26 protein-coding genes are annotated in these 22,146 nt (G+C 33.0%); 2 read left to right on the top strand and 24 right to left on the bottom strand.

The window, feature by feature from the left end; translation table 11 throughout:
• Window positions 1-49: 49 nt before the first annotated feature.
• From ISP08_RS03725 to ISP08_RS03700, 6 genes are all read right to left on the bottom strand, one after another.
• Window positions 50-1,012, bottom strand: a complete 963-nt coding sequence (locus ISP08_RS03725) for a FecCD family ABC transporter permease (protein WP_195719442.1) — start codon at window positions 1,010-1,012, stop codon at window positions 50-52.
• The gene (locus ISP08_RS03720; protein ID WP_195719441.1) at window positions 1,009-2,040 is read right to left on the bottom strand and encodes a FecCD family ABC transporter permease; all 1,032 of its coding nucleotides are present in this window, start codon (window positions 2,038-2,040) and stop codon (window positions 1,009-1,011) included. The genes ISP08_RS03725 and ISP08_RS03720 overlap by 4 nt, the downstream gene beginning before the upstream one ends.
• A gap of 11 nt (window positions 2,041-2,051) precedes the next feature.
• Window positions 2,052-3,059 carry an ABC transporter substrate-binding protein gene (locus tag ISP08_RS03715; RefSeq protein ID WP_195719440.1) on the bottom strand — a complete coding sequence of 336 codons (1,008 nt, stop codon included), beginning with the start codon at window positions 3,057-3,059 and terminating at the stop codon, window positions 2,052-2,054.
• A gap of 88 nt (window positions 3,060-3,147) precedes the next feature.
• Window positions 3,148-4,206 carry an alanine racemase gene (locus ISP08_RS03710; RefSeq protein WP_195719439.1) on the bottom strand — a complete coding sequence of 353 codons (1,059 nt, stop codon included), beginning with the start codon at window positions 4,204-4,206 and terminating at the stop codon, window positions 3,148-3,150.
• Window positions 4,207-4,210: 4 nt separating this feature from the next.
• The gene (locus ISP08_RS03705; protein WP_195719438.1) at window positions 4,211-5,968 is read right to left on the bottom strand and encodes an IucA/IucC family protein; all 1,758 of its coding nucleotides are present in this window, start codon (window positions 5,966-5,968) and stop codon (window positions 4,211-4,213) included.
• Window positions 5,961-7,139, bottom strand: coding sequence for an MFS transporter (locus ISP08_RS03700; RefSeq protein ID WP_195719437.1), 1,179 nt, complete (start codon window positions 7,137-7,139; stop codon window positions 5,961-5,963). The genes ISP08_RS03705 and ISP08_RS03700 overlap by 8 nt, the downstream gene beginning before the upstream one ends.
• A 104-nt stretch (window positions 7,140-7,243) precedes the next feature.
• On the opposite strand from ISP08_RS03700, the gene ISP08_RS03695 reads away from it, so the two are divergent.
• Entirely contained in the window at window positions 7,244-9,172 is a 1,929-nt protein-coding gene (locus tag ISP08_RS03695) for an IucA/IucC family protein (RefSeq protein ID WP_195719436.1), read from the top strand.
• A gap of 46 nt (window positions 9,173-9,218) precedes the next feature.
• Here ISP08_RS03695 and ISP08_RS03690 read toward each other — a convergent pair whose 3' ends face one another.
• From ISP08_RS03690 to ISP08_RS03670, 5 genes are all read right to left on the bottom strand, one after another.
• Window positions 9,219-9,722 carry an Asp23/Gls24 family envelope stress response protein gene (locus tag ISP08_RS03690; RefSeq protein WP_048792777.1) on the bottom strand — a complete coding sequence of 168 codons (504 nt, stop codon included), beginning with the start codon at window positions 9,720-9,722 and terminating at the stop codon, window positions 9,219-9,221.
• A 46-nt stretch (window positions 9,723-9,768) separates the two neighbouring features.
• Entirely contained in the window at window positions 9,769-10,008 is a 240-nt protein-coding gene (locus ISP08_RS03685; RefSeq protein ID WP_048792778.1) for a DUF2273 domain-containing protein, read from the bottom strand.
• Between the two features lie 12 nt (window positions 10,009-10,020).
• Window positions 10,021-10,557, bottom strand: a complete 537-nt coding sequence (amaP, locus tag ISP08_RS03680; RefSeq protein ID WP_048792779.1) for an alkaline shock response membrane anchor protein AmaP — start codon at window positions 10,555-10,557, stop codon at window positions 10,021-10,023.
• A gap of 290 nt (window positions 10,558-10,847) precedes the next feature.
• On the bottom strand, window positions 10,848-11,870 hold the full coding sequence (locus ISP08_RS03675; protein WP_195719435.1) for a zinc-binding alcohol dehydrogenase family protein: 1,023 nt from the start codon (window positions 11,868-11,870) through the stop codon (window positions 10,848-10,850).
• Between the two features lie 15 nt (window positions 11,871-11,885).
• Entirely contained in the window at window positions 11,886-12,893 is a 1,008-nt protein-coding gene (locus ISP08_RS03670) for an NADP-dependent oxidoreductase (RefSeq protein WP_195719434.1), read from the bottom strand.
• Between the two features lie 134 nt (window positions 12,894-13,027).
• Here ISP08_RS03670 and ISP08_RS03665 point away from each other — a divergent pair, with 134 nt between their 5' ends.
• Window positions 13,028-14,017, top strand: a complete 990-nt coding sequence (locus tag ISP08_RS03665; protein WP_195719433.1) for an LLM class flavin-dependent oxidoreductase — start codon at window positions 13,028-13,030, stop codon at window positions 14,015-14,017.
• Window positions 14,018-14,097: 80 nt separating this feature from the next.
• On the opposite strand, the gene rpsI is transcribed toward ISP08_RS03665, so the two are convergent.
• From rpsI to ISP08_RS03600, 13 genes are all read right to left on the bottom strand, one after another.
• Window positions 14,098-14,490: a 30S ribosomal protein S9 gene (rpsI, locus tag ISP08_RS03660; protein WP_048792945.1), complete on the bottom strand. Its 393-nt coding sequence runs from the start codon at window positions 14,488-14,490 to the stop codon at window positions 14,098-14,100.
• A 19-nt stretch (window positions 14,491-14,509) separates the two neighbouring features.
• Entirely contained in the window at window positions 14,510-14,947 is a 438-nt protein-coding gene (gene rplM / locus ISP08_RS03655) for a 50S ribosomal protein L13 (protein ID WP_048792946.1), read from the bottom strand.
• A 206-nt stretch (window positions 14,948-15,153) separates the two neighbouring features.
• Complete coding sequence (gene truA, locus ISP08_RS03650) at window positions 15,154-15,957, bottom strand: tRNA pseudouridine(38-40) synthase TruA (RefSeq protein WP_195719432.1); 804 nt, start codon at window positions 15,955-15,957, stop codon at window positions 15,154-15,156.
• A 3-nt stretch (window positions 15,958-15,960) separates the two neighbouring features.
• Entirely contained in the window at window positions 15,961-16,767 is an 807-nt protein-coding gene (locus tag ISP08_RS03645) for an energy-coupling factor transporter transmembrane component T family protein (RefSeq protein ID WP_195719431.1), read from the bottom strand.
• Window positions 16,757-17,620 (bottom strand): energy-coupling factor transporter ATPase, encoded by an 864-nt coding sequence (locus tag ISP08_RS03640; RefSeq protein ID WP_195719430.1) that lies wholly within the window; start codon window positions 17,618-17,620, stop codon window positions 16,757-16,759. Before ISP08_RS03640 ends, ISP08_RS03645 begins: the two co-directional genes overlap by 11 nt.
• Window positions 17,617-18,426: an energy-coupling factor transporter ATPase gene (locus ISP08_RS03635; protein WP_195719429.1), complete on the bottom strand. Its 810-nt coding sequence runs from the start codon at window positions 18,424-18,426 to the stop codon at window positions 17,617-17,619. The genes ISP08_RS03640 and ISP08_RS03635 overlap by 4 nt, the downstream gene beginning before the upstream one ends.
• Before the next feature lie 288 nt (window positions 18,427-18,714).
• Window positions 18,715-19,083 (bottom strand): 50S ribosomal protein L17, encoded by a 369-nt coding sequence (rplQ, locus tag ISP08_RS03630; RefSeq protein ID WP_048792951.1) that lies wholly within the window; start codon window positions 19,081-19,083, stop codon window positions 18,715-18,717.
• Window positions 19,084-19,101: 18 nt separating this feature from the next.
• Complete coding sequence (locus ISP08_RS03625; RefSeq protein WP_048792952.1) at window positions 19,102-20,046, bottom strand: DNA-directed RNA polymerase subunit alpha; 945 nt, start codon at window positions 20,044-20,046, stop codon at window positions 19,102-19,104.
• 76 nt (window positions 20,047-20,122) lie between these two features.
• Window positions 20,123-20,512 (bottom strand): 30S ribosomal protein S11, encoded by a 390-nt coding sequence (gene rpsK / locus ISP08_RS03620; RefSeq protein ID WP_048792953.1) that lies wholly within the window; start codon window positions 20,510-20,512, stop codon window positions 20,123-20,125.
• Window positions 20,513-20,535: 23 nt separating this feature from the next.
• On the bottom strand, window positions 20,536-20,901 hold the full coding sequence (gene rpsM, locus ISP08_RS03615; protein WP_048792954.1) for a 30S ribosomal protein S13: 366 nt from the start codon (window positions 20,899-20,901) through the stop codon (window positions 20,536-20,538).
• A 22-nt stretch (window positions 20,902-20,923) separates the two neighbouring features.
• Window positions 20,924-21,037: a 50S ribosomal protein L36 gene (gene rpmJ, locus ISP08_RS03610; RefSeq protein WP_048792955.1), complete on the bottom strand. Its 114-nt coding sequence runs from the start codon at window positions 21,035-21,037 to the stop codon at window positions 20,924-20,926.
• Window positions 21,038-21,068: 31 nt separating this feature from the next.
• Window positions 21,069-21,287 (bottom strand): translation initiation factor IF-1, encoded by a 219-nt coding sequence (infA, locus tag ISP08_RS03605; RefSeq protein ID WP_001118443.1) that lies wholly within the window; start codon window positions 21,285-21,287, stop codon window positions 21,069-21,071.
• A 205-nt stretch (window positions 21,288-21,492) separates the two neighbouring features.
• Window positions 21,493-22,143: an adenylate kinase gene (locus ISP08_RS03600; protein WP_048792956.1), complete on the bottom strand. Its 651-nt coding sequence runs from the start codon at window positions 22,141-22,143 to the stop codon at window positions 21,493-21,495.
• Window positions 22,144-22,146: the final 3 nt, after the last annotated feature.

Below are 22,146 nucleotides of genomic sequence, written 5' to 3'. Positions count from 1 at the left end.
TAAACTATCAAATATGGAGTTAAATATACACTGTTATTGTTATTATACCCTACATTTTTCTTAATAAATATAAAAAATATGGCGCTCCTACTATCGTCACAATAACACCTACAGGAATATCTAATGGAGGATGAATACCGCGCGCTAATGTATCACTAACGACTAATAATAACGCCCCTATTAAACCTGACATAGTTACAATATGAATATGTTTGGGGCCTACTAATGAACGAGCAATATGTGGCGCTAATAAACCTAAAAACGTAAGACCCCCAACGACTGAAATAGATGCACCGGCTAAAATAACAGCTAAAAGTAATAAAACCACTTTAACGTGTTTAACTCTTGCGCCTAAAGCCATAGCCACATCATCGCCAAGATTAAGAATATCCAGTTGGAAGCTATAATAAAAAATAATAGGTAATGTCACGATGAACCATGGTAATAAAGCCACTACATTGTTCATGTTATGGCCATATAGACTTCCTGTTAACCATACTAATGCATTGTTTGCATCTAAAGGATTTCTTATTAATAAATATTGCACAATTGCTGTACAAATCGCACCAATAGCTAGACCAATTAATGCTAACTTAGACCCTTTTACATTTAGTTTAGTGATACAAAAAGTTAATAATACACTAATAACTAACGCACCAGCGAATGAACCAAAAGGCAAAATAAATAGTGGTGCTGATGGAAAAAGCATGATAATAATAACTGCTGTTAAACTGGCACCTTTCGTAACACCAATAACATCCGGTGAAGCAAGAGGATTTCTAACAACACCCTGAATAAGTGCACCAGAAATAGATAGGCTACTACCGACAATAAGTGCTAATAACATTCTAGGCATACGGTACTCATTAATTATAAAATTGCTATGTGCCAATACATCATTTATCACGTCAATTGGATTAATAAATACTGCACCAACAGATAAAGATAAAATAGTACTTAATATTAAAAGAATACTAATTGTTATGTAACGAATTAAAAGTTTGTTTGTCATAGTCGATCTACTCCTCTAATGGTAATTGCTAAGAAGTATATCGCTCCTAAAAATGATGTAACGATACCAACTGGTGATTCGAAAGGAAATGCAATTAATCGACTTAGAACATCTGAAAGTAATAACAAATCTGCTCCAATTACCATTGATAAAGGAATCATCAATAAATAATTCCTGCTGACATAATGTTTAACAATATGCGGTACGATGAGTCCTACAAATCCAATTGGACCTGCAATCGACACTGAAGTACCTGCTAAAACGATAACGAGTATGCCAATCATGATTCGGATTAATTGAATTTTTTGTCCTAATCCTTTTGCTAAATCCTCGCCTAACTCTAATACTGACAGCTGTCTCCCCATCAATATAGTTACGACAAATGCTATAACTAACCACGGTAAAATATTCATTACTTGTACCCATTTAATAGTAGATAATGAACCTACTAGCCAAAACATAACCGTAGTCGTAGAATCTTCATTTAATAAAATGAGTCCTTGCGTCATACTCGAGAAAAACAAGTGCACTGCCATACCAGCAAGTGCCAACTTAATCGGTGTGATTTTCTGCGTCGATCCAGATAATAAATAAACAGTCAAGCCACCAATAAACGCACCTATAAATGCCAAAATAGTAGAAATTGATGATAAAGATGGTATCGCTAATGTAATTAATACAATGACGAATGACGCACCAGAATTAACACCAAAAATTTGAGGAGAAGCTAATGGATTTCGAGTCATCGCTTGCATTAATAAACCTGATAACGCCAATGCTGCACCAATTAATAACCCACCAAGCATTCTAGGCATGCGGACGTTATGCACTAAAAATGTCGCTTTAGAATTTGTATGTCCTGTCAAATAACTGAAAATATCGCGTGTTGTAATATGCGATGAGCCAATAGCTAAGTTTAAATACATTACGATAAAAAGCAAGCACACACTCACAATAAATATGAGTGCGGCTCGCTTAGGCTTATCTTGTTTAATCTTAGTTTGGCTAAATGCATTTAATTTAGCCATTATTTTCCACCTTACTTATCTTGAGATTTACTTTCATTTTTTGAAATCTTAACTAATTCTTTAGCGATTTCTTCTGATGAAATGATACCTCTTGCTCGAGCCCATGTATTTCTATCAACTACATCGACTCTATTATTCTTAACTGCATCTAAATCTTTCCAAACTTTATCACTTTCTTGTTTCTTCAAGTCTGGATCATCTTTACCTTTAGCAGTCATAATAAACATTCTTCCAGGATTTATATCTGAAAGAACTTCAGAATTCAATTGTAGATAAGGGCCTTTTAGATATTTAGATAAGCTATCTGTTTTAGTTTTATTTAAAGCATTTTTAAAACCTAATTCTTTTAATAGCTGTCCTACGTATGTATTTTCAGGATGGGCTAATAGGCCTGATTTAGAAGCAACGGCAGGTAATACTGCTTCTTTTTTATCTAATGTGATTTCTTTGCTGTATTTATCCATTAATTTTTCGTGCTTATCAAGTCTTTCTTTACCTTTATCTTCTTTACCTACTGCTTTGGCGATTGTCTTGAATGCTTCAATGTTGTCTTTATAATCACTATCAAAGCTAGGTAACATAATAGTCGGTGCTATTTTTTCTAAATCTTTCTTAATACCTTTATGTCTATTACTATCAGCTATAATTAAATCTGGTTTTTGGTTGCTGATTTCCTCTAAGTTAGGTTGTTTACGAGCACCTACTGATTTATAATCACCAATTTTATTGCGGATTGGCTCAAGTAATCTATTTTTATCGCCATCATCTGCAACGCCTACAGGTTTAACACCTAAAGCTGCAAGTGCATCAACGAATGAAAATTCTAATGCCACAACTTTTTTAGGATTTTTCTTAACTTTAGTTGTGCCACCATCATTTTTTATAGAAACTGTATCTTTAGCGTCACTCTTGTTGTTAGACTTTTTGGAATCGTTATTACTAACCGTTCCACATGCTGCTACTAATAACAATGATAATGCTAAAAACATAACACTTATAAATTTGACTTTATGCTTCATCGTTTCACTCCTTAAATATGTATAACATTACACATTCAATTCTATTGATAACGATTATCATTGTCAACATAAATTTAAATTTACCTTACTAACTATTTAATTGCTGCTCTATGAAGTGTTCATTCATTAATTGAATGCCCGAATCTTCTACGTAATGCTTCGGTACATTATCGGCATACATACTTTGAGCTAACGCTCTATATCCTAACGCAAAGTGAATGTTGTCACCTACTTGATAATGATCACAGTTTTGTAAATCTATCATTACATGGTCACTTGTAGCCCCTAGTACGGTAATGTTGCTATTAATCGGCACAATTTCATCTACGTAAGTATCTAAATAACCAATATCTAATATCGCTTGCAAATAACTTTTGCCGCTAGATATATCAACTCTTGGTTTTATTTCTACTATTTCAGCTTCCATTGTAATCGCATCTTGGAACAATGTAGCAATAGGTTTATCAGTAGTAGTATCCACACCTCTAAATAGCGTTTCTCCAATGCGTAAATCATTGATCATACCTAAATTGTTATAAAACATTTGTGGTAACATACTAGAATTGCCACCCGAGATAATCTTGAAATGAAATCCTACTTCATTTTCTATTGAAGCCACAAATTGATTAATCATTTCTACATCATGATCATTAGGTGGTATGGCATTGAAACACATAAAGTTAAATGCTAAACCTGACAAACAAATATGATGCATAGATAAAATTTCATTAATATAGTTTATAACATCATAAGTCAGAATACCTTCTCGTGCGTCCTTCCAATCAATCATCAGCAATATTTGATGCTTTTTATGATGCTTTTTAGCCACGTCATTTATTTTTCTAATTGTAGCAATTTCAGTCTGAATACTCATTTTACTTTTAAGCACAAGGTCCTCTAGTTCACTTTGATTTACATTTCTTATTATTGTAAAAGATACATCTTCGTCTAATGATTTATTTACATTATCCATACGTGCTTCAGCAAAGTGAGTTAATCCAATATGTTTTAATACTTCTATAATTCTTCTATCCCCTGCTACGCATTTAATTACAGGTGTAAAGTTAATATCATGTTCGGCTAATGTAGACATTAATACTTTAGCATTGTATTGAATTTTAGATAAATTAATTTGTAATTGCACCATAACTTTACACCTCTTTTCTTATTGGGTTAGGTAATTCTGTAGTTACATATTTTTTGACCTTGTCTTCCATTCTCATTCTTAAAAGTGCTTTGACTGTAATTGTTTCGCCAAATAATATATTTCTTAATTCAGTGGCATGGTTTTTATTATCATCTATTGCATCATCAACGACGCTTTGGACAATGTTGAATAATTCTTGTTCGTCAATATCATCATATTGATTGAAATGATGGATTAATTCGGCTATTTGGTTTTGAATTACTGCATGTTGAAATTTCTCAATAACCGCTTCTATAGATTCACCAATTAAACTTTTATTATTAATTTCCACATTAGGTAAACGTTCATGCATCGTATTTAAATCTATTCTGGAACCGCCTAAATCTCTAACAATAAATGCCATTTGATAATCATAACCTAAATTAACCACTGTATTTTGCATATGTGCTTCTAATGCTATGCCGTAATCTTGTATATAAGCTATGAGTGGTTTGATTAATGTGTCTGCATAATAAAACATAAATTTTTGTATCGTCTCTTTATTAACACCATTATCTATCCATTCGATGTAACTGTCGACGATAAATTTATTATCTATTGGGTTCTTATTAACTAAACTCGCTGTGACTATTGTTACGCCATTACGTACAAAAATTGGCTTTCTTCTAACAATACACGCTAGTTGTTTAGCTAATGATTCTTCTGTGTTCGCGTAAATACCATACGGTTCTGTTGCTACTTGTAGATGAGGATAAATATCCAACATAGATTGTAATTCATAGCTTAGGCGTGGACCATCTATAGTTGTTACCGGTCCAACAGTTCTAATTGCACTAGTCATCTGTACACTAACTGGCAATTTAATATGAAAAGGTTTATTTATTAATTCCATCGTCCTAAATGACAATGTTGCTTTAGATGGGATTTCAAAAGGCGTTGGTAACAAATATTGATCCTTAATCCATGATTTAAATTCGTTCACAATGACATTATCATATTGCCATGGATGCACTAAAATTAATTGATAATCTTTAAGTTTAAGATGATAAGGTTCTAAAAATGCTTTGAGTCTATATTTATATTCAGGTAATACACTGTCCAATATAAATTGTTCATCGTCTTCCATAGTCGTTGGAACGGCTTTATCTTTATGAATTAACATCAGCTTAAGAGGTATGACTTTTTCAAACTCTGGCGCGTATTTTTTCATTTCTTCTTGTGTCAATGGCAGCTTTGTTTTAGATAAAGGATGTGTTGGATGACCTTCTAATACAAGGCTTTCAGTATAACTCAAATCATTCAATTCATTCTCTGCAGTAATATGTTGTAACCAAGCAAAAAAATTAATAATTTCTGGCATTCGGGTAAAACGTAAACTTGAATGAATATGCTCTTTTCTGTTGTCAAAGTTTTGATAAGTTATTTCGAAACCATCTCTGCTAGATAATAACTCTTCTTTTAGTCGCTCTTGAATATTAATATCAAATTCATACGTTAAAATGTTAATCAATTGTTCGAGATCGTTAATTAAATATTGGGTATTGCCGCATTTGTAAGTTGGCTTACCTATAAAAACATAACGTTGCATAATACTTTTTCTTTCTACATCAAGTACAAGCGCTCGACCCTTATATTGCAAATTAACTTGGTTGTTATGCTCACTCAACACTAATCCTTCAGGAAATATTTCTTCTTTAATTATTGCGTTCATCACTCTATGTTGTACGTTTAAATCTGCTAAGTCCCACGCTGAACTAATCATAAATTAGGTCCTCCAACTTTTTTCTGTTATTAATAATGCTAAAGATAAGTGCAATGGATAATGTGCTTAGACCCATAATCATAAATGTTTGTATAATACCAAAATAATTAGCAATAAAGCTCATTAACATAGAACCTAATGGTATCATTCCTCGGTCCATCATTATTACACTAATTATTTTACCTCGGTTTTCAGTGCTTACACGTTCTTGGAAGTAAATTCTATTCGTTGTTCTCGCCCACTGACTGAATAAACCAATTAAAAATATCGAAATAAATAATGTATATGTATTAGATATCATCGTTCCTAATAATGAAATGCCAAATAAAATTGAACTGCCGTAATATACTTGGACGATTGATAATCTATTTAAAATATTAGGTAATACTACTGTCGAAATAATTCCTCCAATTGCGCTACATGTCATGGCTGTACCGAAAATTGCAGCTTGATTCGGAAAGTTTTTATCAGTTAATACAGGTAGTAACGTGCTAAATGAAAAGCCAGTAGCCATGATTAATAATGATGTAATAAAGATTCTTGCTCCAACAAGATTTTCTTTGAAATAATCAGATACTACTTTTAATGACAATGTTTTGCTTGTTTTAATTTGATTATCTGCTTTAAAACTAATCGGTAAACAAACCAATGCAGCTAACAAGTAACAAATTGCTTGAATTACAAATGAAACTTGCGAATTATATGTTGCAACAAGAAAACCTGCAATTGCCGGTCCAATAGAACGACAGATATTAATTATAAATGAATGATAAGAGACTGCTTGTGTAGTTGATAATTTGGAACTTAGATTAGGCAATGCCGATTGTCTTATCGGTGTCTCTACGGCGCTAAGTATTCCTCTACCCAATGAATAGATTAAAAATATAATTATCGGTAATTTATCTAACGTTATGTTGAGTATGCATAGTAAACTCGTTAAAATAAATGATAACGATATCGTAATTTTGATTAAGGTAGCTTTATTATATTTATCAGCTAAATTACCAGCCCATAAACTTAAAATTAGGATGGGTATTAATCTGAAGAAATTTATTAAGCCCAAATATATTGCATTATGGTATAAACTAAATACATACCAATTTAAAGTAATCTGTCCTATCCAATTTCCTAAGAACAGTAGAAATGAACTAGGAAAAAAGTACTTAGCCATAAAAATCCACCCATCTTTTCAATTGATAATAATTATCATTATCGATATTATGGATTATACAAATATAATATACATTTGTAAAATAATTTTTTTAGAGGTGCATTATGAATCTGCAAATCGAATTAACTGAAGATGAACGTCATGCTTATGAATATTTAATTTCAACTCATACAGCATGGGCGACTAAATATAAAGAAACAGTTATGACAAGCCGTGATAAAATTACGCAACGGCTAATAACGTCTATGTATAGAGAAAACTTAGCGCAATGTCATCTCTATAGCACAATCGTAGATGTTAATGAACTATCATATGATATTTCAACATCACAATCCAAAGTACTTAAAATTAATTATCCTAAAGTAAATAAAACAATCATTGCTCCAATATCTGGTTCATTCGCATTTGATCGTTTAGATGTTGAAGGTCCTTTTTATTTTATTGAGGACAATAAATACAATCGTATTTTACACCCTTCAGAAGTATTAGATTGTATTTTAGTCGAATTACCAGAATTAAATAATAGTGCCAGCGAGCAATTTAATGCTGATATGATCAATAGTGCCGCTAACCTAGCATTAGCAATTAGCTTTCAGGCGCTTCACTTTGAAAATGATCATACAGAACTTTGGCAACTCATCAAACATGCCGAAGATAGCTATTTAAGATCAGAACAAGCTGTTATTGAAGGTCATCCGCTTCATCCTGGCGCCAAATTACGTAAAGGCATGACACCACAAGAGACTATCAATTATTCATCTGAATTTGGTACGCCATTAAATCTAAAATTCGCATTATTACATAAAGATTTATCTCGTACTCAATCACTACATGGTTCATTTAATGAAATGTTATTTGAACAATTCGATGGACTTGAAGCTTCTGTATTAAATAAAATTAGCCAAGCGCAAATTACAAACTACAATATTATCGTTATCCATCCTTGGCAATATGAACGCATTTTAAAAGAAGAATATAAAGATTTAATATCGAGCGAGCAATTTATTTTACTTGATTACGATGTTAACTATTTCTCTGGGTTATCATTTAGAACATTAATGCCAAAATACCCAAACCTTTTACCACATATCAAACTAGCTACAAATGTACACATTACTGGAGAAATCAGAACTTTATCTGAACAAACGACATATAATGGACCATTAGTAACACAGATTTTAAATCAAATTTTAAATAAGGATGCTTTATTCAATAATATACAAGCTACGACGGTCGACGAATTAGCAGGTATACATTTTTATAACAATGAAGATGGTGATAAACAACGTCAACGTAGCGAGCAATTAGGCACGTTATTCAGGAAAAACATTTATCATATTATAGATGATGACGCGACGCCTGTTATCGCTTCTAGTTTAGTTAGCGCGCATCATTATAATCAAACTGCATCATTAGAAACTATCATCAACGACTATATGAAAAATTATCAATTCAGTCATTTTGATGAAGCAGCATATGACTGGTTAACACATTATGGACAACAATTATTCAACTTAGTAGTACCATTAGTTGCTAAATATGGGATAGCCTTAGAAGCTCATTTACAAAATGCTGTTGTCGCCATTAATAAAGATGGATCACTGAATAAGATATATATAAGAGATTTTGAAGGCTTAAGGATAGACAAGAATCAGTTAGCTGAAACGGGGTATAGTACTGCAAACTTTCATAATTCATCACTTATTCTTACTGATAAGCAGCAAACAGTATTTAATAAAGCCTTTTATTCTACGGTACAAAATCACCTAGGTGAATTTATTTTAACAGTGGCAAAAGTAGCCAAAGATTCTAATTTCGAATCAAAGGTATGGGATAAATTAAGTGATATTTTAGCTAATATTATCGATAATATAGCACAATCCGTAACAGATAAAGCAAGTATAGAACAATTTAAAACAATTATATTCGCTAAAGAAATAGATTATAAGTGTGTAACTACGATGAGACTAGTTGATGAAGCCGATTATTACACATATGTTAAAGTGTCTAATCCACTTTATCGACAACAATAAAAAAATGCCACGATTAACAATTAAGTTAATCGTGGCTATTTTTTAATTATTGTAAACCTTTTTCTTCTTTATTTGAAGATTGGTTTTTGTCATTTTTTTGTGACCATTCTTTTTTAGTCATTACGTCTTCAACGTGCATGTTAACTTCTACTACATCTAAACCAGTAATATATTTAACTTGTTCTTTAACAATGTCAGTTACTTTACGGAAAATCTTAGGAGCTGATTCACCATATTCTAAAATAACTTTTAAGTCAACTGCAGCTTGTTTTTCTCCTACTTCAACGCTAACACCTTGTGTAACGTTACCGCTATTACTACCGAATGAACTTGAAATGCTATCAACAAATCCACCTTTCATAGCTAAGATGCCATTAACTTCACGTGCTGCAATTCCAGCAATTTTTTCAATTACTTCGTCAGCAAAAGTTAATTTGTTAGAGAAGCTTGGTTCTTGATTTTGTTGCTCTTGTCTTTGTTCTTGCTCTTTTTCGTTTACTCCAGTTTGGTTATCATATGCTTGTTTTGCTTTATTGTTATCTACTGCCATGTTAATTTCTCCTTTATTTTAAAATTTAAATTTTAAAAATCATTTTTTAACTCCATCGGTTTAAAAAATTCAAAAAGTCCTGCTTACGGTCTTTCATATACCCTATACCGATACCAATTAAACACAATACTATAATTAAAATTGTTTTCCAGAAACCTAATGTTAAAAATAGAATCGCGATAATTAAGAATGCTAAGAAACCTATAATTCTCCACTTAAATGATTTAAATAAGTCAATCACTGCTTGAGTGGAATCTTGTCCATTTTGATTATTATTGTTAGTCATGATTACCCTCCCTTACAACACTCGTTGACCTGAGGTTTTTTGATCTCTAACATTGACCTCTAATTTTTTTACAGGTATTTCTGTAAAATGTTCAACATTTTGCTTAATATCATTTCTAATTTGCTCAGTTAATGATTTAACTTGTACATCTCCTGGAACAAAGAAGTCAGCTTTTATTGCAATATGCGAGTTCTTTTTCTTGTTATAAAGTTTAGCCACTACGTTTGGCTGTCTAATTTGATCATAATTTACTAAAGTATCGTAAGCCGATTTTTCAACTGCTTTTCTAGATACATAAATATGTCCATCTTGATAATCTTTATAAAGTCCAGGTTTTCTATACGTAGGTTTGAACAAGCTAAATACTAAGATAAGACCTATCAAAATAAGAAATGCTGCCAATCCAATAAGTGTTGGTTTGAACCAATTAAATTGTAATAGGTATTGTTGGTATTGCGTTATTCTAGAATCATCAATATACATGAATAATAGGAACCCAACTATGACAACAATTAATAGCCCTAAGATAAAGTTCTTTAAGCGTTTCACCCCGTATGACACCTCCTATGCATTTAAACTGTGATTTTTAGTACTGCGTCATACAAAATTATACCCAATAAGTAATTTCAAAAAACATTGTTTTAACTTTTTTGTCAAAAAAAATAAAAATTAAGTTATCAAAAACAATATAACTTGAATAATTTTGAAATTTTATAATAGGTTGTCCCTCTTATAAAGTACAATTTATTATAACTACGTTTATTTACCCTTTTGAGCAAGGTTTAGTCATATAAAATAGAAAAAACAACCTTTTATTTAAAGGTTGTTTCGCATAATATTTAGTTTGTTGTGCCATCTAGCTTGATTACTAATTTACCAATCATACTATGACTTTCTAATGTTTTATGCGCTTCATATAATGAGTCAGCTGATAATCCATCAATAATTTTATTTACCGTAGGTTTATATTTTCCAGTTTCTAATTTTTCGGTAACATCCGTTAAATATTGATGATGTTTATTTATGTCATTAGCATCATGTAACAATCTAGAATACATATATTCATGTGTAAATGTGACACTTTTAGATTTTAATAAATTGAGATCTTGTTTCTCTTTAAAGGCAACTATTGTCGCAATTTTACCTCTCGTTTTTACAAGTTCAATCATTTTTTCGAAATATAAATCAGTGTCGAACGTACAAAAGATGTAGTCAACATCTTTTATATTATGTTGTTCAAACTCTTCACTTAAATCATTTCTATGATTTAACACAATATCAGCACCCATATTTTGAGTCCATTCAATCGTTTCTGGTCTAGAAGCAGTGGTAATAACTTTAAGCCCATAATGTTTGGCTATTTGTGTAGCAATACTACCTACGCCACCTGCACCATTAATAATTAATATAGATTTCCCTTCATTTTCTTCAGCTTGATGCGAAATTCCAAAAACATCAAATAGTGTTTCCGAAGCAGTTAAAGCAGTTAGTGGAATACTTGCAGCCTCAACATCTGAAAGGTTTGTTGGTTTTAATGCTACTACCCTTTCGTCTACGAGTTGATATTCTTCGTTTGAACCTTGGTAACTTGGAGACCCAGAATAGTAAACTTCATCTCCAATTTTAAACGAACCAACTTTATCACCCACTGCTTCAACTGTACCCACTGCATCAAATCCTAAAATACGCGGTCCATCTTCTACAGGACTTTGTCTTATTTTAGTATCTACCGGATTAACGCTAATAGCATTAACCTTAACTAGCAGTTCTTGATTTTGTGGTGTAGGTTTTGCTCGGTCAAATTCATAAAATAAATTCCCTTCATCGAGTTGGAATCCTTTATCTGCTCCAATTGCTTTCACGTTTATACACTCCTTTTATATATCATTTTCGACATTAACAACTTGTTTCCCAAAATTGTCGCCACTAAATAAATTTCTAAATGCATGCGGTAAATTTTCAAAACCATCCATTATGGATGTCTTAGTTTTAATTTTGTTGTCTTCTACCCATTGCCCTAACTGTTTACTAGCTTGTGGAAAGTCATCAGCATAATTACCTACAATAAATCCTTGCATCAGTGCTTGAGATTTGATGAGTATAGGTTGTATTCTTGGACCGAATGAAATGTCATTATCATTATAGCCTGATATTGCACCACATACAGGTATTCTTGCAAATTGGTTTAGGTGTTTGAATACTTCATCGGCAATTTCTCCACCTACATTTTCAAAATAAACATCTATGCCATCCGGAACGGCTTGAGCGAGATTTTGAGCAAAATCACTCTCTTTATAATCAACCGCTTCATCAAAGCCTAATTCATTTTTTATATAGTTAGTTTTTTCTGAGCCACCTGCAATGCCGACTACACGTGCGCCTTTTATTTTTGCAATTTGTCCCACTACAGAGCCAACAGCGCCTGACGCAGCTGAAACTACAACTGTTTCATTCGGTTGTGGATTACCTATCTTTAATAATCCATGATATGCAGTTTGACCCGTTAATCCCAATACACTTAAGTATAAATAAATAGGAATATCATGATTAGTTACTTTTGTGACTTCTGCACTATTAACCGTCATTTTTTTACGCCATGGTAATCTGCCAACAACAATATCATCTTCAACAATATTATTATCCTTACTTTCAATAACTCTAGCAACGATATGACTAACTATAGGTTTATCTAGTTCAAATGGTGCCACATACGACTCCGAATCATTCATTCTCCCTCTCATATAAGGATCGACTGATATATAGAGTGATTCCAACATAATCTCATTTTCTTGAGGCTTGGCTACTTCAATTGTTTCGTATCTAAAGACATCATCACCTGGTATACCCTCTGGTCTTTTAGCGAGCACTACTTGTTCTGTTTTCATTTGCATCACTCCTAGATATTATTCATACATTTAATAATATTCCCCGATTTATGCTCAATCAATCAAATCGCTTATTCAATTTACACATGTTATGATAAGCGTAAAATTGTAAACTACTATTGGAGCGTTTAAAAATGAAGTTAAGTATATTAGACTATGTACCAATATTTGAAAATCGTAATGCCACAGATGCTTTAAATCATACTGTGAAACTTGCGCAATTAGCAGAAAAATATCATTTTAAGCGTTATTGGGTCGCTGAACATCATCAAGTCTATTCAGTAGCTTCCAGTGCCCCTGAAATGATTATGATGTCACTATTAGAAAATACAACTTCGATAAATATTGGCAGCGGTGGTATAATGTTGCCACATTATAGTGCATATAAAGTAGCGGAGCAATTCAAAATTTTAGAAGCTCGCCATACCGATAGAGTTGATTTAGGTATAGGCCGCTCACCGAGCTTTAACAATGTGAATAAAGCACTCAATGAAGGTAAAAATGAACAAATAAATTATGAAACACAACTAGCCGATTTAAGTACTTATTTTAATGATGACAAATCTTCACATAATAGATTTCAACAATTGTTAGCTACCCCACTCATTGATTCCCAGCCCAATATGTTCTTATTATCGACGAGTGAAGCAAGTGCCAAAATAGCTGCTTCAAAAGGCTTACCATTAGTTATAGCATTAATGGGACAATCCCAAAATAAAATTGACACAATGATTGAAACATACCGTCATACTTTTTTAGCAAATCATACTGATAAGCAACCTTATATTATTGTTGCTACATTTGTAATTTCTGCTGACGATGAACCTAAGATTAGCGCATTAACTAAAGCATTTCATCTTTGGCTACTAAGAATTAATTATTTAGAACAACCGCAATTCTATCCATCACCTCAATTTGTTGAAGAAAGAGGCTTTTCTACAAGAGAACAAGAAAAAATTGCCAAAAATGAACAGCGTGTGGTTTCAGGTACAATATCTGAGGTTCATAGACAATTAATGCATATTCAACGCTATTATGATACTGATGAAATTATGGTGCTACCACATGTATATGGTGAAAAGCATCGAGAACGTTTGATTACACTTTTAGGAGAAATGCAGTAAGTAAACTTTCAATATAAATTAGGGTATAAAAAAAGCACTTTTCGATAATCGAAAAGTGCTTTTGTAACGTAATAACAATATTAACGTTTTGAGAATTGTGGTGAACGACGTGCTTTTTTAAGACCTGGTTTTTTACGTTCTTTCATACGTGGGTCACGAGTAAGTAATCCAGCGCGTTTTAAAGAACCTCTATATTCAGGATCAGCTTCTAATAATGCACGAGAGATTCCGTGACGGATAGCTTGAGCTTGTCCAGTGAAACCTCCACCTTGTACATTTACTAATACATCGTAGTTACCTTTAGTTTCTGTAACATCGAAAGCTTGGTTAATGTCTAAGATTAATGATTCAAATGGTAAGTACGCACGTACGTCACGACCATTAACTGTAATGTTACCTTCACCTGGTACCAAACGTACACGTGCTACTGAGTTTTTACGACGGCCTGTGCCTCTATATTCAACTTGTGCCAATGTAATTTCCTCCTTCTAATTAACCACGTAACTCGTAGTTTTCTGGTTGTTGTGCAGCGTGTGGATGTTCAGCGCCACCATATACAAATAATTTTTTACCTTGTTTTTCACCTAAACGAGTGCTTGGTAACATACCTTTAATTGAAGTTTCAAGTAAACGTTCTGGATTGTTTTCTCTTAACTCACCAGCAGTAACAGATTTGATTCCGCCTGGGTGGTTTGAGTGACGGTAATAAACTTTATCTTGAGCTTTATTACCTGTGAATTGAATTTTACCTGCATTGATGATGATTACATAATCACCTGTGTCAGCGTGTGGTGTATAAGTTACTTTATTCTTACCGCGTAAAATAGCTGCTACTTCTGATGATAGACGACCAAGTGTTTGACCTTCTGCATCGATAACATACCATTTGCGCTCAATGTTTGCTTCATTAGCCATAAATGTTTGACGCATAATTATTGTCCTCCTAGTAAATGAATGGTTCTTTTGTTATTAAATAATTGTTACGATTAAAAGCTTCGATTTCATTTATTTGTTAACTGTTGTTCTACCTGCTTATATATCTTGTAACACAATAAGTTTCCGGGGCTTATCGTGGGGTGATATAAAACAATACCGTTGATAATCGTATAATTTTTATGTCGATTTGTCAATGTAATTTAGTCATTTTGCAATGATTTTTTTCGGTGTATTTTTATATTTTCACCAAAGTCTTGCATTAATGATTGTTCCGATAAATATATGTGCTCTAAATAAAGTCCATCTGCAGCAGCAGTGAATGGTACATTACTACGATCTCGCGCTTCTAATAAACTTGGCACTTCTTCTGGACTACGATGTCCTTTACCTACTTCAATTAGAAAAGCGACGAGTACACGAACCATATTATATAGAAATCCAGAACCCGTTACGACATAATCAAAGCCATCTTCAGTTGGTATAATTTCGCTTTGATAAATCGTACGCACTTTACTTTCAACTTCAGTCTTTTGAGAACAGAAACCAGTAAAATCATGCGTGCCTACAAATTTAGCTGCAGCTTCAATCATTCTGTCATAATTCAGCTGTTCTTTTATATGTGTTCGTAATCCACTTTGAAACGGATCCCGTTCTTGCGCTACATATGCTTTGTATCGATATGATTTACCTACACAATCATATCTACAATGAAACGCTTCATCTACAAAAGAAACTTCTTTAACTAAAATATCATTAGGTAATGCACTGTTCATTGCATAGCGCCATTTCTCAGGCTTGATATTCAACTCTGTATCAAAGTGAAAAAATTGTTCATATGCATGAACCCCTCTATCAGTTCTACTTGTTGGATGGATGCGTATTGGTCTTTTGTGCATTCTTTTCAATATACGCTCAAACTGTTGTTGAATCGTTCTTTCATGTTGTTGAATTTGAAATCCCATAAAATGTGTACCTAGATATGAAATATTTACTAACACACGCATGTTTTACACTCCTAAATATTTAAGTACAAATAATACAATTGCTATAGGAATAATTGAGAGTACGACAATCGTATCTTTTACCTTCCATTGCAATTCACGGTAACTTGTTCGCTCAGTATTTGCATCATAGCCTCTAACTTCCATTGCGATGGCTAAATCTTCCGCTCGTTGAAATGCTGAAATAAATAACGGAATCAAGAGTGGTATAAATGCTTTAATTCTATTCATTAATGTCCCACTACTAAGTTCAGAGCCACGAGATTTTTGAGCTAATATAATTTTATCTAACTCATTCATTAATGTAGGTATAAAACGTAACGCAATGGACATCATCATACTCAATTGATGCACGGGTATTTTAACTAATTTCAAAGGATATAATAATCTTTCAAATGCATCAGTTAAATCAATAGGACTCGTAGTTAATGTCATAACGGTCGAAATCATCATAATAAACATTAAACGGAGTACGATGTATATACCTTCTAAAATACCATTTGTATCGATTGACACAAAACCTAATTCAAAAATACGCACGCCGCCTTTAGTAACAAACAAGTGCATAATAAATGTAAATATTAAAAATATCCAAATGGGCGTTAACCCTTTAATTAAAAACCATGTTTTAATATGCGATAGTTTTACTATTATCATTATTAGAATAAATAACCATAGGTAAGTCGCAAACGAATGCGCAAAAAATATTAAAATAACGAATAAAAATACAAAGATTAACTTAGTTCTCGGATCTAAGCGATGTATAGGGGTATCAAGCGGTAAGTAACGACCAATTATAAACTTATCTTTCATTACTGCGCCACTCCTTATACATGTCCACAAACTCTTCTTCAGTTAAAGCAATCTTATCAAACTTGAAATGATATTTTGCTTCAATATCGCGTTGTAACTTAACTACTTCAGGAACATCTAACTGATATTTTTTAATATATTCACTATTAGCAAAAAGCTCGCGTGGTGTTAAATCATCCGTCAGCTTACCATTTTGCATTAATTTGATTTCATCAGCATATTTTGCGACATCGTCCATTTCATGCGTAATTAGTATAATCGTCTTATTGTACTGTTGTTGCAATTCTTTAATTTTGCTCATAATTTGTTTTTTACTTTGTGGGTCTAAACCGGCCGTAGGTTCGTCTAAAATAATAATATCTGGATCCATAGCTAATATTGAAGTTAATGCTATTTTTCTCATTTGCCCTCCAGACATTTGAAACGGAGATAAGGTCATTATTTCTCTTGGAAAGCCAAATTCTAACAACATTTGAAACGCTCTTTTTTTTACTTTCTCAATATCCATACCAAAATTTTTGGGGCCAAATTCAATTTCTTTATCGACACTATCTTCAAATAATTGAGATTCTGGAAATTGGAATACGATGCCGACTTTTTTACGTATATCGCGTAATAATTTGTCTTTAGTTTTGTGTTGGATAACGACATCATTAAATATCATTTTTCCAACGGTCGGTTTTAACAAGCCATTAAAATGTTGTATTAACGTTGATTTTCCTGAACCTGTTTGACCAATTACGGCGTAATATTTACCATCATCAAATTGTGTAGTAATATCCCTCAAAGCATGATACTCATATGGCGTGCCTTGTTGATAAACATAATTCACTTGATTAAACTCGACCGTCATAACTGACTTACCAACCCTTCATATGAAATATATTTTAAAGGATTACCCAACAGTTGATTAATACGCATTGAAAATGGTAAATCAAGTCCAATTTGGGATAATGCTTCACCTTTATCAAAAACTTGTTGTGGCGTACCAGTGGTAAATATTTCCCCTTTATCTAAGACGATTAAATGATCAGCTTCAGCTGCTTCTGATAAATCGTGTGTTATAGAAATTATTGTAACGTCTTTTTCATGGTTTAGTTTGCGCACTAAATTAATTAATGCCATACGACCGTATGGATCTAACATCGATGTGGCTTCATCCAATATAATAACATCAGTATTCAATGCTAAAACGCCAGCAATAGCCACACGTTGTTTTTGACCACCTGACAATGATTGTGGTTCTTTATTGGCTTTATCGAGCATATGAACATCACTCAGTACTTTTGGTACGATGTCATGCATAACCTCATAAGGAACTGCATGATTTTCTAAACCGAAAGCAACATCAAACTCAACTGTTGAACCAACGAATTGATTTTCTGGATTTTGAAAAACAATACCTATACTTTTACGTAAAACCTGAATATTACTATTATCTATTACTTGATCGTTGTAGGTAATGTTTCCAACGTTGGCTTGTTCAATGCCCACCATTAGTTTAGCAAGCGTTGATTTTCCTGAACCATTATGACCAACGATTGAAGTCCATTTTCCCTTAGGGATAGCAAATGAAACGTCTTTTAAAGCATATGGTTCATCACTTTTATATTTAAATGAAACGTGATTAAATTTTATAATTTGATCATTAGTTTGCATTTCATTGCCCCCCATTCAAGTATACTTTTCCATTTTACATGATTTTAATATTTATGTATATCCTACATTAACAATGCGTTACTTTAAAGATAGTCAAATAAAAAAAGCCATAGCTTTAACTATAGCTTAAATAAAAAAGCGCGCACCCCATCAGATTATTTGAGTTCACGCTTTAAAAATATTATTTGGTTGATGGGGTACTCTGAGCTAGACAATATTTGTATGTGGCAAACATTATCGTTGCACTCATTTGCTTTATACATAGTAGTACGCATATTTATATTAAAATTATACTAATTCGATAATTACTGATTCAGCACCGTCACCACGACGAGGGCCTGCTTTAAGGATACGAGTATATCCACCTTGGCGTTCAGTATAACGTTCTGCAATCTCACCGAATAATTTTTGAAGAGCAGTTTGTGTAGATTCATCTTCGTTTAAAATCTCAACATTACGTAATGTTTTTGCTGCATTACGACGAGAAGCTAAATCGCCTTTTTTACCTAAAGTAATCAATTTTTCTACGATACTACGTACTTCTTTAGCACGTGCGTCAGTAGTTTCAATACGTTCACTAACGATAAGTGATGTAGCTAAATCACGTAACATTGCTTTACGTTGATCAGAAGTACGACCTAATTTTCTGTAACCCATGAGTTGACCTCCTTTATATTAGTCTTCTTTTCTTAAGCCTAAACCTAAGTCTTCAAGTTTGTATTTAACTTCTTCAAGTGATTTACGACCTAAATTACGCACTTTCATCATGTCTGCTTCAGATTTGTCAGCTAATTCTTGAACAGAATTAATGCCTGCACGTTTTAAACAGTTGTATGAACGAACAGATAAATCTAACTCTTCGATAGACATTTCAAGTACTTTTTCTTTTTGATCTTCTTCTTTTTCAATCATGATTTCAGCATTTTGTGCTTCGTCAGTCAATCCAACAAAGATATTCAAGTGTTCAGTTAAAATTTTTGCTGCTAATGAAACTGATTCTTGTGGCGTAATAGATCCATTAGTCCACACATCTAGTGTTAATTTGTCAAAATCACTACTTTGACCTACGCGTGTATTTTCTACTGTGTAGTTAACACGTTCTACAGGTGAATATAGTGAATCAACAGGAATTACTCCAATTGGTAAATCACTAGTGTTATTTTGTTCTGCTAATGCGTAACCTCTACCCTTGTTTGCAACAAGACGGATTTTTAAATGTCCACCTTTAGAAACAGTCGCCAATTTCAGTTCAGGATTTAAAATCTCAACATCACTATCATGAGTAATGTCACTTGCAGTTACTTCGCCTTCATCCTTAACATCGATTTCTAACGTTTTATCTTCTTCTGAATAGATTTTTAATGCTAGTTTTTTAACGTTCATAATGATTGTAGAAACGTCTTCAACTACATTGTCTATTGCAGAGAACTCGTGAAGTACACCTTCGATTTCGATATATTTAACGGCTGCGCCTGGCAATGAAGATAGTAGGATACGACGTAAGGAGTTTCCTAGTGTAGTACCATAGCCACGTTCTAGTGGTTCAACAACGAACTTACCGAATTTAGCATCTTCACTAATTTCTATTGTTTCAATTCTAGGTTTTTCGATTTCTATCATTTACAAATATCCTCCTTGACTACGTCGACTAGATTTGTACTGTATTTCTCAGTGACCTGTGACAATAACAATAAAATTATACGCGACGACGTTTTGGTGGACGACAACCATTATGTGGAACTGGAGTAACGTCACGGATTGCTGTTACTTCTAAACCAGCTGATTGTAAAGCACGGATAGCTGATTCACGACCAGGACCAGGGCCTTTAACTGTACATTCTACAGATTTTAAACCATGTTCCATAGCTGTTTTTGATGCTGTTTCAGCTGCCATTTGTGCTGCGAATGGTGTAGATTTTTTTGAACCTTTAAAACCTAATGCACCTGCTGATGACCAAGATAATGCATTACCAAATTCGTCAGTAATTGTTACGATTGTATTATTGAATGTTGAACGGATATGAGCTACTCCATTTTCAATATTCTTTTTCACTCTACGTTTACGAGATACTTGTTTACGTGCCATTTAAATTTTGCCTCCTTTACCTATTATTTTTTCTTATTAGCTACAGTTTTAACTGGGCCTTTACGAGTACGAGCATTGTTTTTAGTCTTTTGTCCGCGTACTGGTAAACCACGACGATGACGGATTCCACGATATGATGAAATTTCCATTAAACGTTTGATGTTTAAGTTTTGTTCACGACGTAAGTCACCTTCAACTTTATAACTGTCTACTACTTCACGGATACGACCTAATTCGTCATCTGTTAAATCTTTTACGCGAGTTTCGTCTGAAACATTAGCTTCTTTTACGATCTTTTGAGCTGTCGTAGTACCGATACCGTATACGTATGTTAATGAAATAACGATGCGTTTTTCACGTGGAATATCCACTCCTGCTATACGTGCCATATATATTTACACCTCTCTTTTATTAACCTTGTTTTTGTTTGTGTTTAGGATTGTCACAAATTACCATAACTTTACCTTTACGTTTAATGACTTTACATTTTTCGCAAATTGGTTTTACTGATGGTCTTACTTTCATTTTTATACCTCCCTATATTATGGAGTGACGATTATTTATAACGATAAGTGATTCTTCCGCGTGTTAAATCATACGGAGACATTTCTACTGTTACTTTGTCGCCAGGTAGAATACGAATATAATTCATTCTGATTTTACCACTAACGTGTGCCAAAATCTCATGACCATTTTCTAATTCTACTTTAAACATAGCATTTGGTAAAGTATCTAATACAGTACCTTCTAATTCAATTACATCTTGTTTAGCCATTTATTAACTTCCCCCTTTTTACTATAGTTGGTTATCGTCTTATATCAACTGTAACCATACGTGTCTATCAGTGCGTGTTAATAAGTCAACAAAAATAAAAGAATTACTTACGCTATACGTCACTCTTATATTATTTTATTTTTTCAATACATAGATACTTACTCAAATAGGATGACTGCAATACATAGACCGTATAAAGTTAATATTATTTCAAGTCATCTAAGATAGAAATAACGTCTTCTGTGACTTTGTTGATATCTTTTGAACCATCAATGTTTTTCAATAAGCCTTTTTCATCATAGAAAGATAAAATAGGTTTAGATTGTTTAACATTAACGTTTAAACGATTAGCAACTGTTTCAGGGTTATCATCTTCACGTTGATATAACTTTTCACCATCAAGATCGCAAACGCCATCTTCTTTAGGTGGGTTAAAGACTAGATGATAAGTTGTTCCGCATTTAGGACAGATACGACGTCCTGTTAAACGGTTCATTAATTCTTCTTCTGGAACCTCGATATTGATAACCGCATCAATGTCTCTATCTAATTGTTTCATGATGTCATTTAATGCTTCTGCTTGATCAATAGTACGCGGGAAGCCATCTAATAAGAATCCTTTTTTTGCATCGTCTTCAGAAATTCTTTCTTTAACGATACCCACAGTAACTTCATCAGGAACTAATTCTCCACGATCCATGTACGATTTAGCTTCTTTACCTAAATCTGTCTCTTCTTTAATCGCTTTTCTGAACATGTCACCAGTAGATATGTGTGGAATTGGGAATTTCTTTACAATTTCACTCGCTTGAGTTCCTTTACCTGCGCCAGGTAAACCCATTAAAATGATATTCATAAA

The organism is Staphylococcus lloydii (genome assembly GCF_015775975.1).
Classification (GTDB): domain Bacteria; phylum Bacillota; class Bacilli; order Staphylococcales; family Staphylococcaceae; genus Staphylococcus; species Staphylococcus lloydii.
This window is presented reverse-complemented; position numbering and strand designations above follow the sequence as displayed.

What these genes read in the sequence shown, in the direction of transcription:
- rpsK (WP_048792953.1), bottom strand. Translation starts at nt 20,512, where the DNA reads ATGGCACGTAAACAAGTATCTCGTAAACGTAGAGTGAAAAAGAATATT.
- ISP08_RS03725 (WP_195719442.1), bottom strand. Translation starts at nt 1,012, where the DNA reads ATGACAAACAAACTTTTAATTCGTTACATAACAATTAGTATTCTTTTA.
- rplM (WP_048792946.1), bottom strand. Translation starts at nt 14,947, where the DNA reads ATGCGTCAAACATTTATGGCTAATGAAGCAAACATTGAGCGCAAATGG.
- ISP08_RS03710 (WP_195719439.1), bottom strand. Translation starts at nt 4,206, where the DNA reads ATGGTGCAATTACAAATTAATTTATCTAAAATTCAATACAATGCTAAA.
- ISP08_RS03635 (WP_195719429.1), bottom strand. Translation starts at nt 18,426, where the DNA reads ATGCAAACTAATGATCAAATTATAAAATTTAATCACGTTTCATTTAAA.
- ISP08_RS03665 (WP_195719433.1), top strand. Translation starts at nt 13,028, where the DNA reads ATGAAGTTAAGTATATTAGACTATGTACCAATATTTGAAAATCGTAAT.
- rpmJ (WP_048792955.1), bottom strand. Translation starts at nt 21,037, where the DNA reads ATGAAAGTAAGACCATCAGTAAAACCAATTTGCGAAAAATGTAAAGTC.
- ISP08_RS03715 (WP_195719440.1), bottom strand. Translation starts at nt 3,059, where the DNA reads ATGAAGCATAAAGTCAAATTTATAAGTGTTATGTTTTTAGCATTATCA.
- ISP08_RS03685 (WP_048792778.1), bottom strand. Translation starts at nt 10,008, where the DNA reads ATGACTAACAATAATAATCAAAATGGACAAGATTCCACTCAAGCAGTG.
- ISP08_RS03670 (WP_195719434.1), bottom strand. Translation starts at nt 12,893, where the DNA reads ATGAAAACAGAACAAGTAGTGCTCGCTAAAAGACCAGAGGGTATACCA.
- ISP08_RS03645 (WP_195719431.1), bottom strand. Translation starts at nt 16,767, where the DNA reads ATGAAAGATAAGTTTATAATTGGTCGTTACTTACCGCTTGATACCCCT.
- ISP08_RS03695 (WP_195719436.1), top strand. Translation starts at nt 7,244, where the DNA reads ATGAATCTGCAAATCGAATTAACTGAAGATGAACGTCATGCTTATGAA.
- infA (WP_001118443.1), bottom strand. Translation starts at nt 21,287, where the DNA reads ATGGCTAAACAAGATGTAATTGAATTAGAAGGTACTGTATTAGATACT.
- rplQ (WP_048792951.1), bottom strand. Translation starts at nt 19,083, where the DNA reads ATGGGTTACAGAAAATTAGGTCGTACTTCTGATCAACGTAAAGCAATG.
- truA (WP_195719432.1), bottom strand. Translation starts at nt 15,957, where the DNA reads ATGCGTGTGTTAGTAAATATTTCATATCTAGGTACACATTTTATGGGA.
- ISP08_RS03600 (WP_048792956.1), bottom strand. Translation starts at nt 22,143, where the DNA reads ATGAATATCATTTTAATGGGTTTACCTGGCGCAGGTAAAGGAACTCAA.
- rpsM (WP_048792954.1), bottom strand. Translation starts at nt 20,901, where the DNA reads ATGGCACGTATAGCAGGAGTGGATATTCCACGTGAAAAACGCATCGTT.
- ISP08_RS03720 (WP_195719441.1), bottom strand. Translation starts at nt 2,040, where the DNA reads ATGGCTAAATTAAATGCATTTAGCCAAACTAAGATTAAACAAGATAAG.
- ISP08_RS03640 (WP_195719430.1), bottom strand. Translation starts at nt 17,620, where the DNA reads ATGACGGTCGAGTTTAATCAAGTGAATTATGTTTATCAACAAGGCACG.
- ISP08_RS03690 (WP_048792777.1), bottom strand. Translation starts at nt 9,722, where the DNA reads ATGGCAGTAGATAACAATAAAGCAAAACAAGCATATGATAACCAAACT.
- ISP08_RS03625 (WP_048792952.1), bottom strand. Translation starts at nt 20,046, where the DNA reads ATGATAGAAATCGAAAAACCTAGAATTGAAACAATAGAAATTAGTGAA.
- ISP08_RS03700 (WP_195719437.1), bottom strand. Translation starts at nt 7,139, where the DNA reads ATGGCTAAGTACTTTTTTCCTAGTTCATTTCTACTGTTCTTAGGAAAT.
- ISP08_RS03705 (WP_195719438.1), bottom strand. Translation starts at nt 5,968, where the DNA reads ATGATTAGTTCAGCGTGGGACTTAGCAGATTTAAACGTACAACATAGA.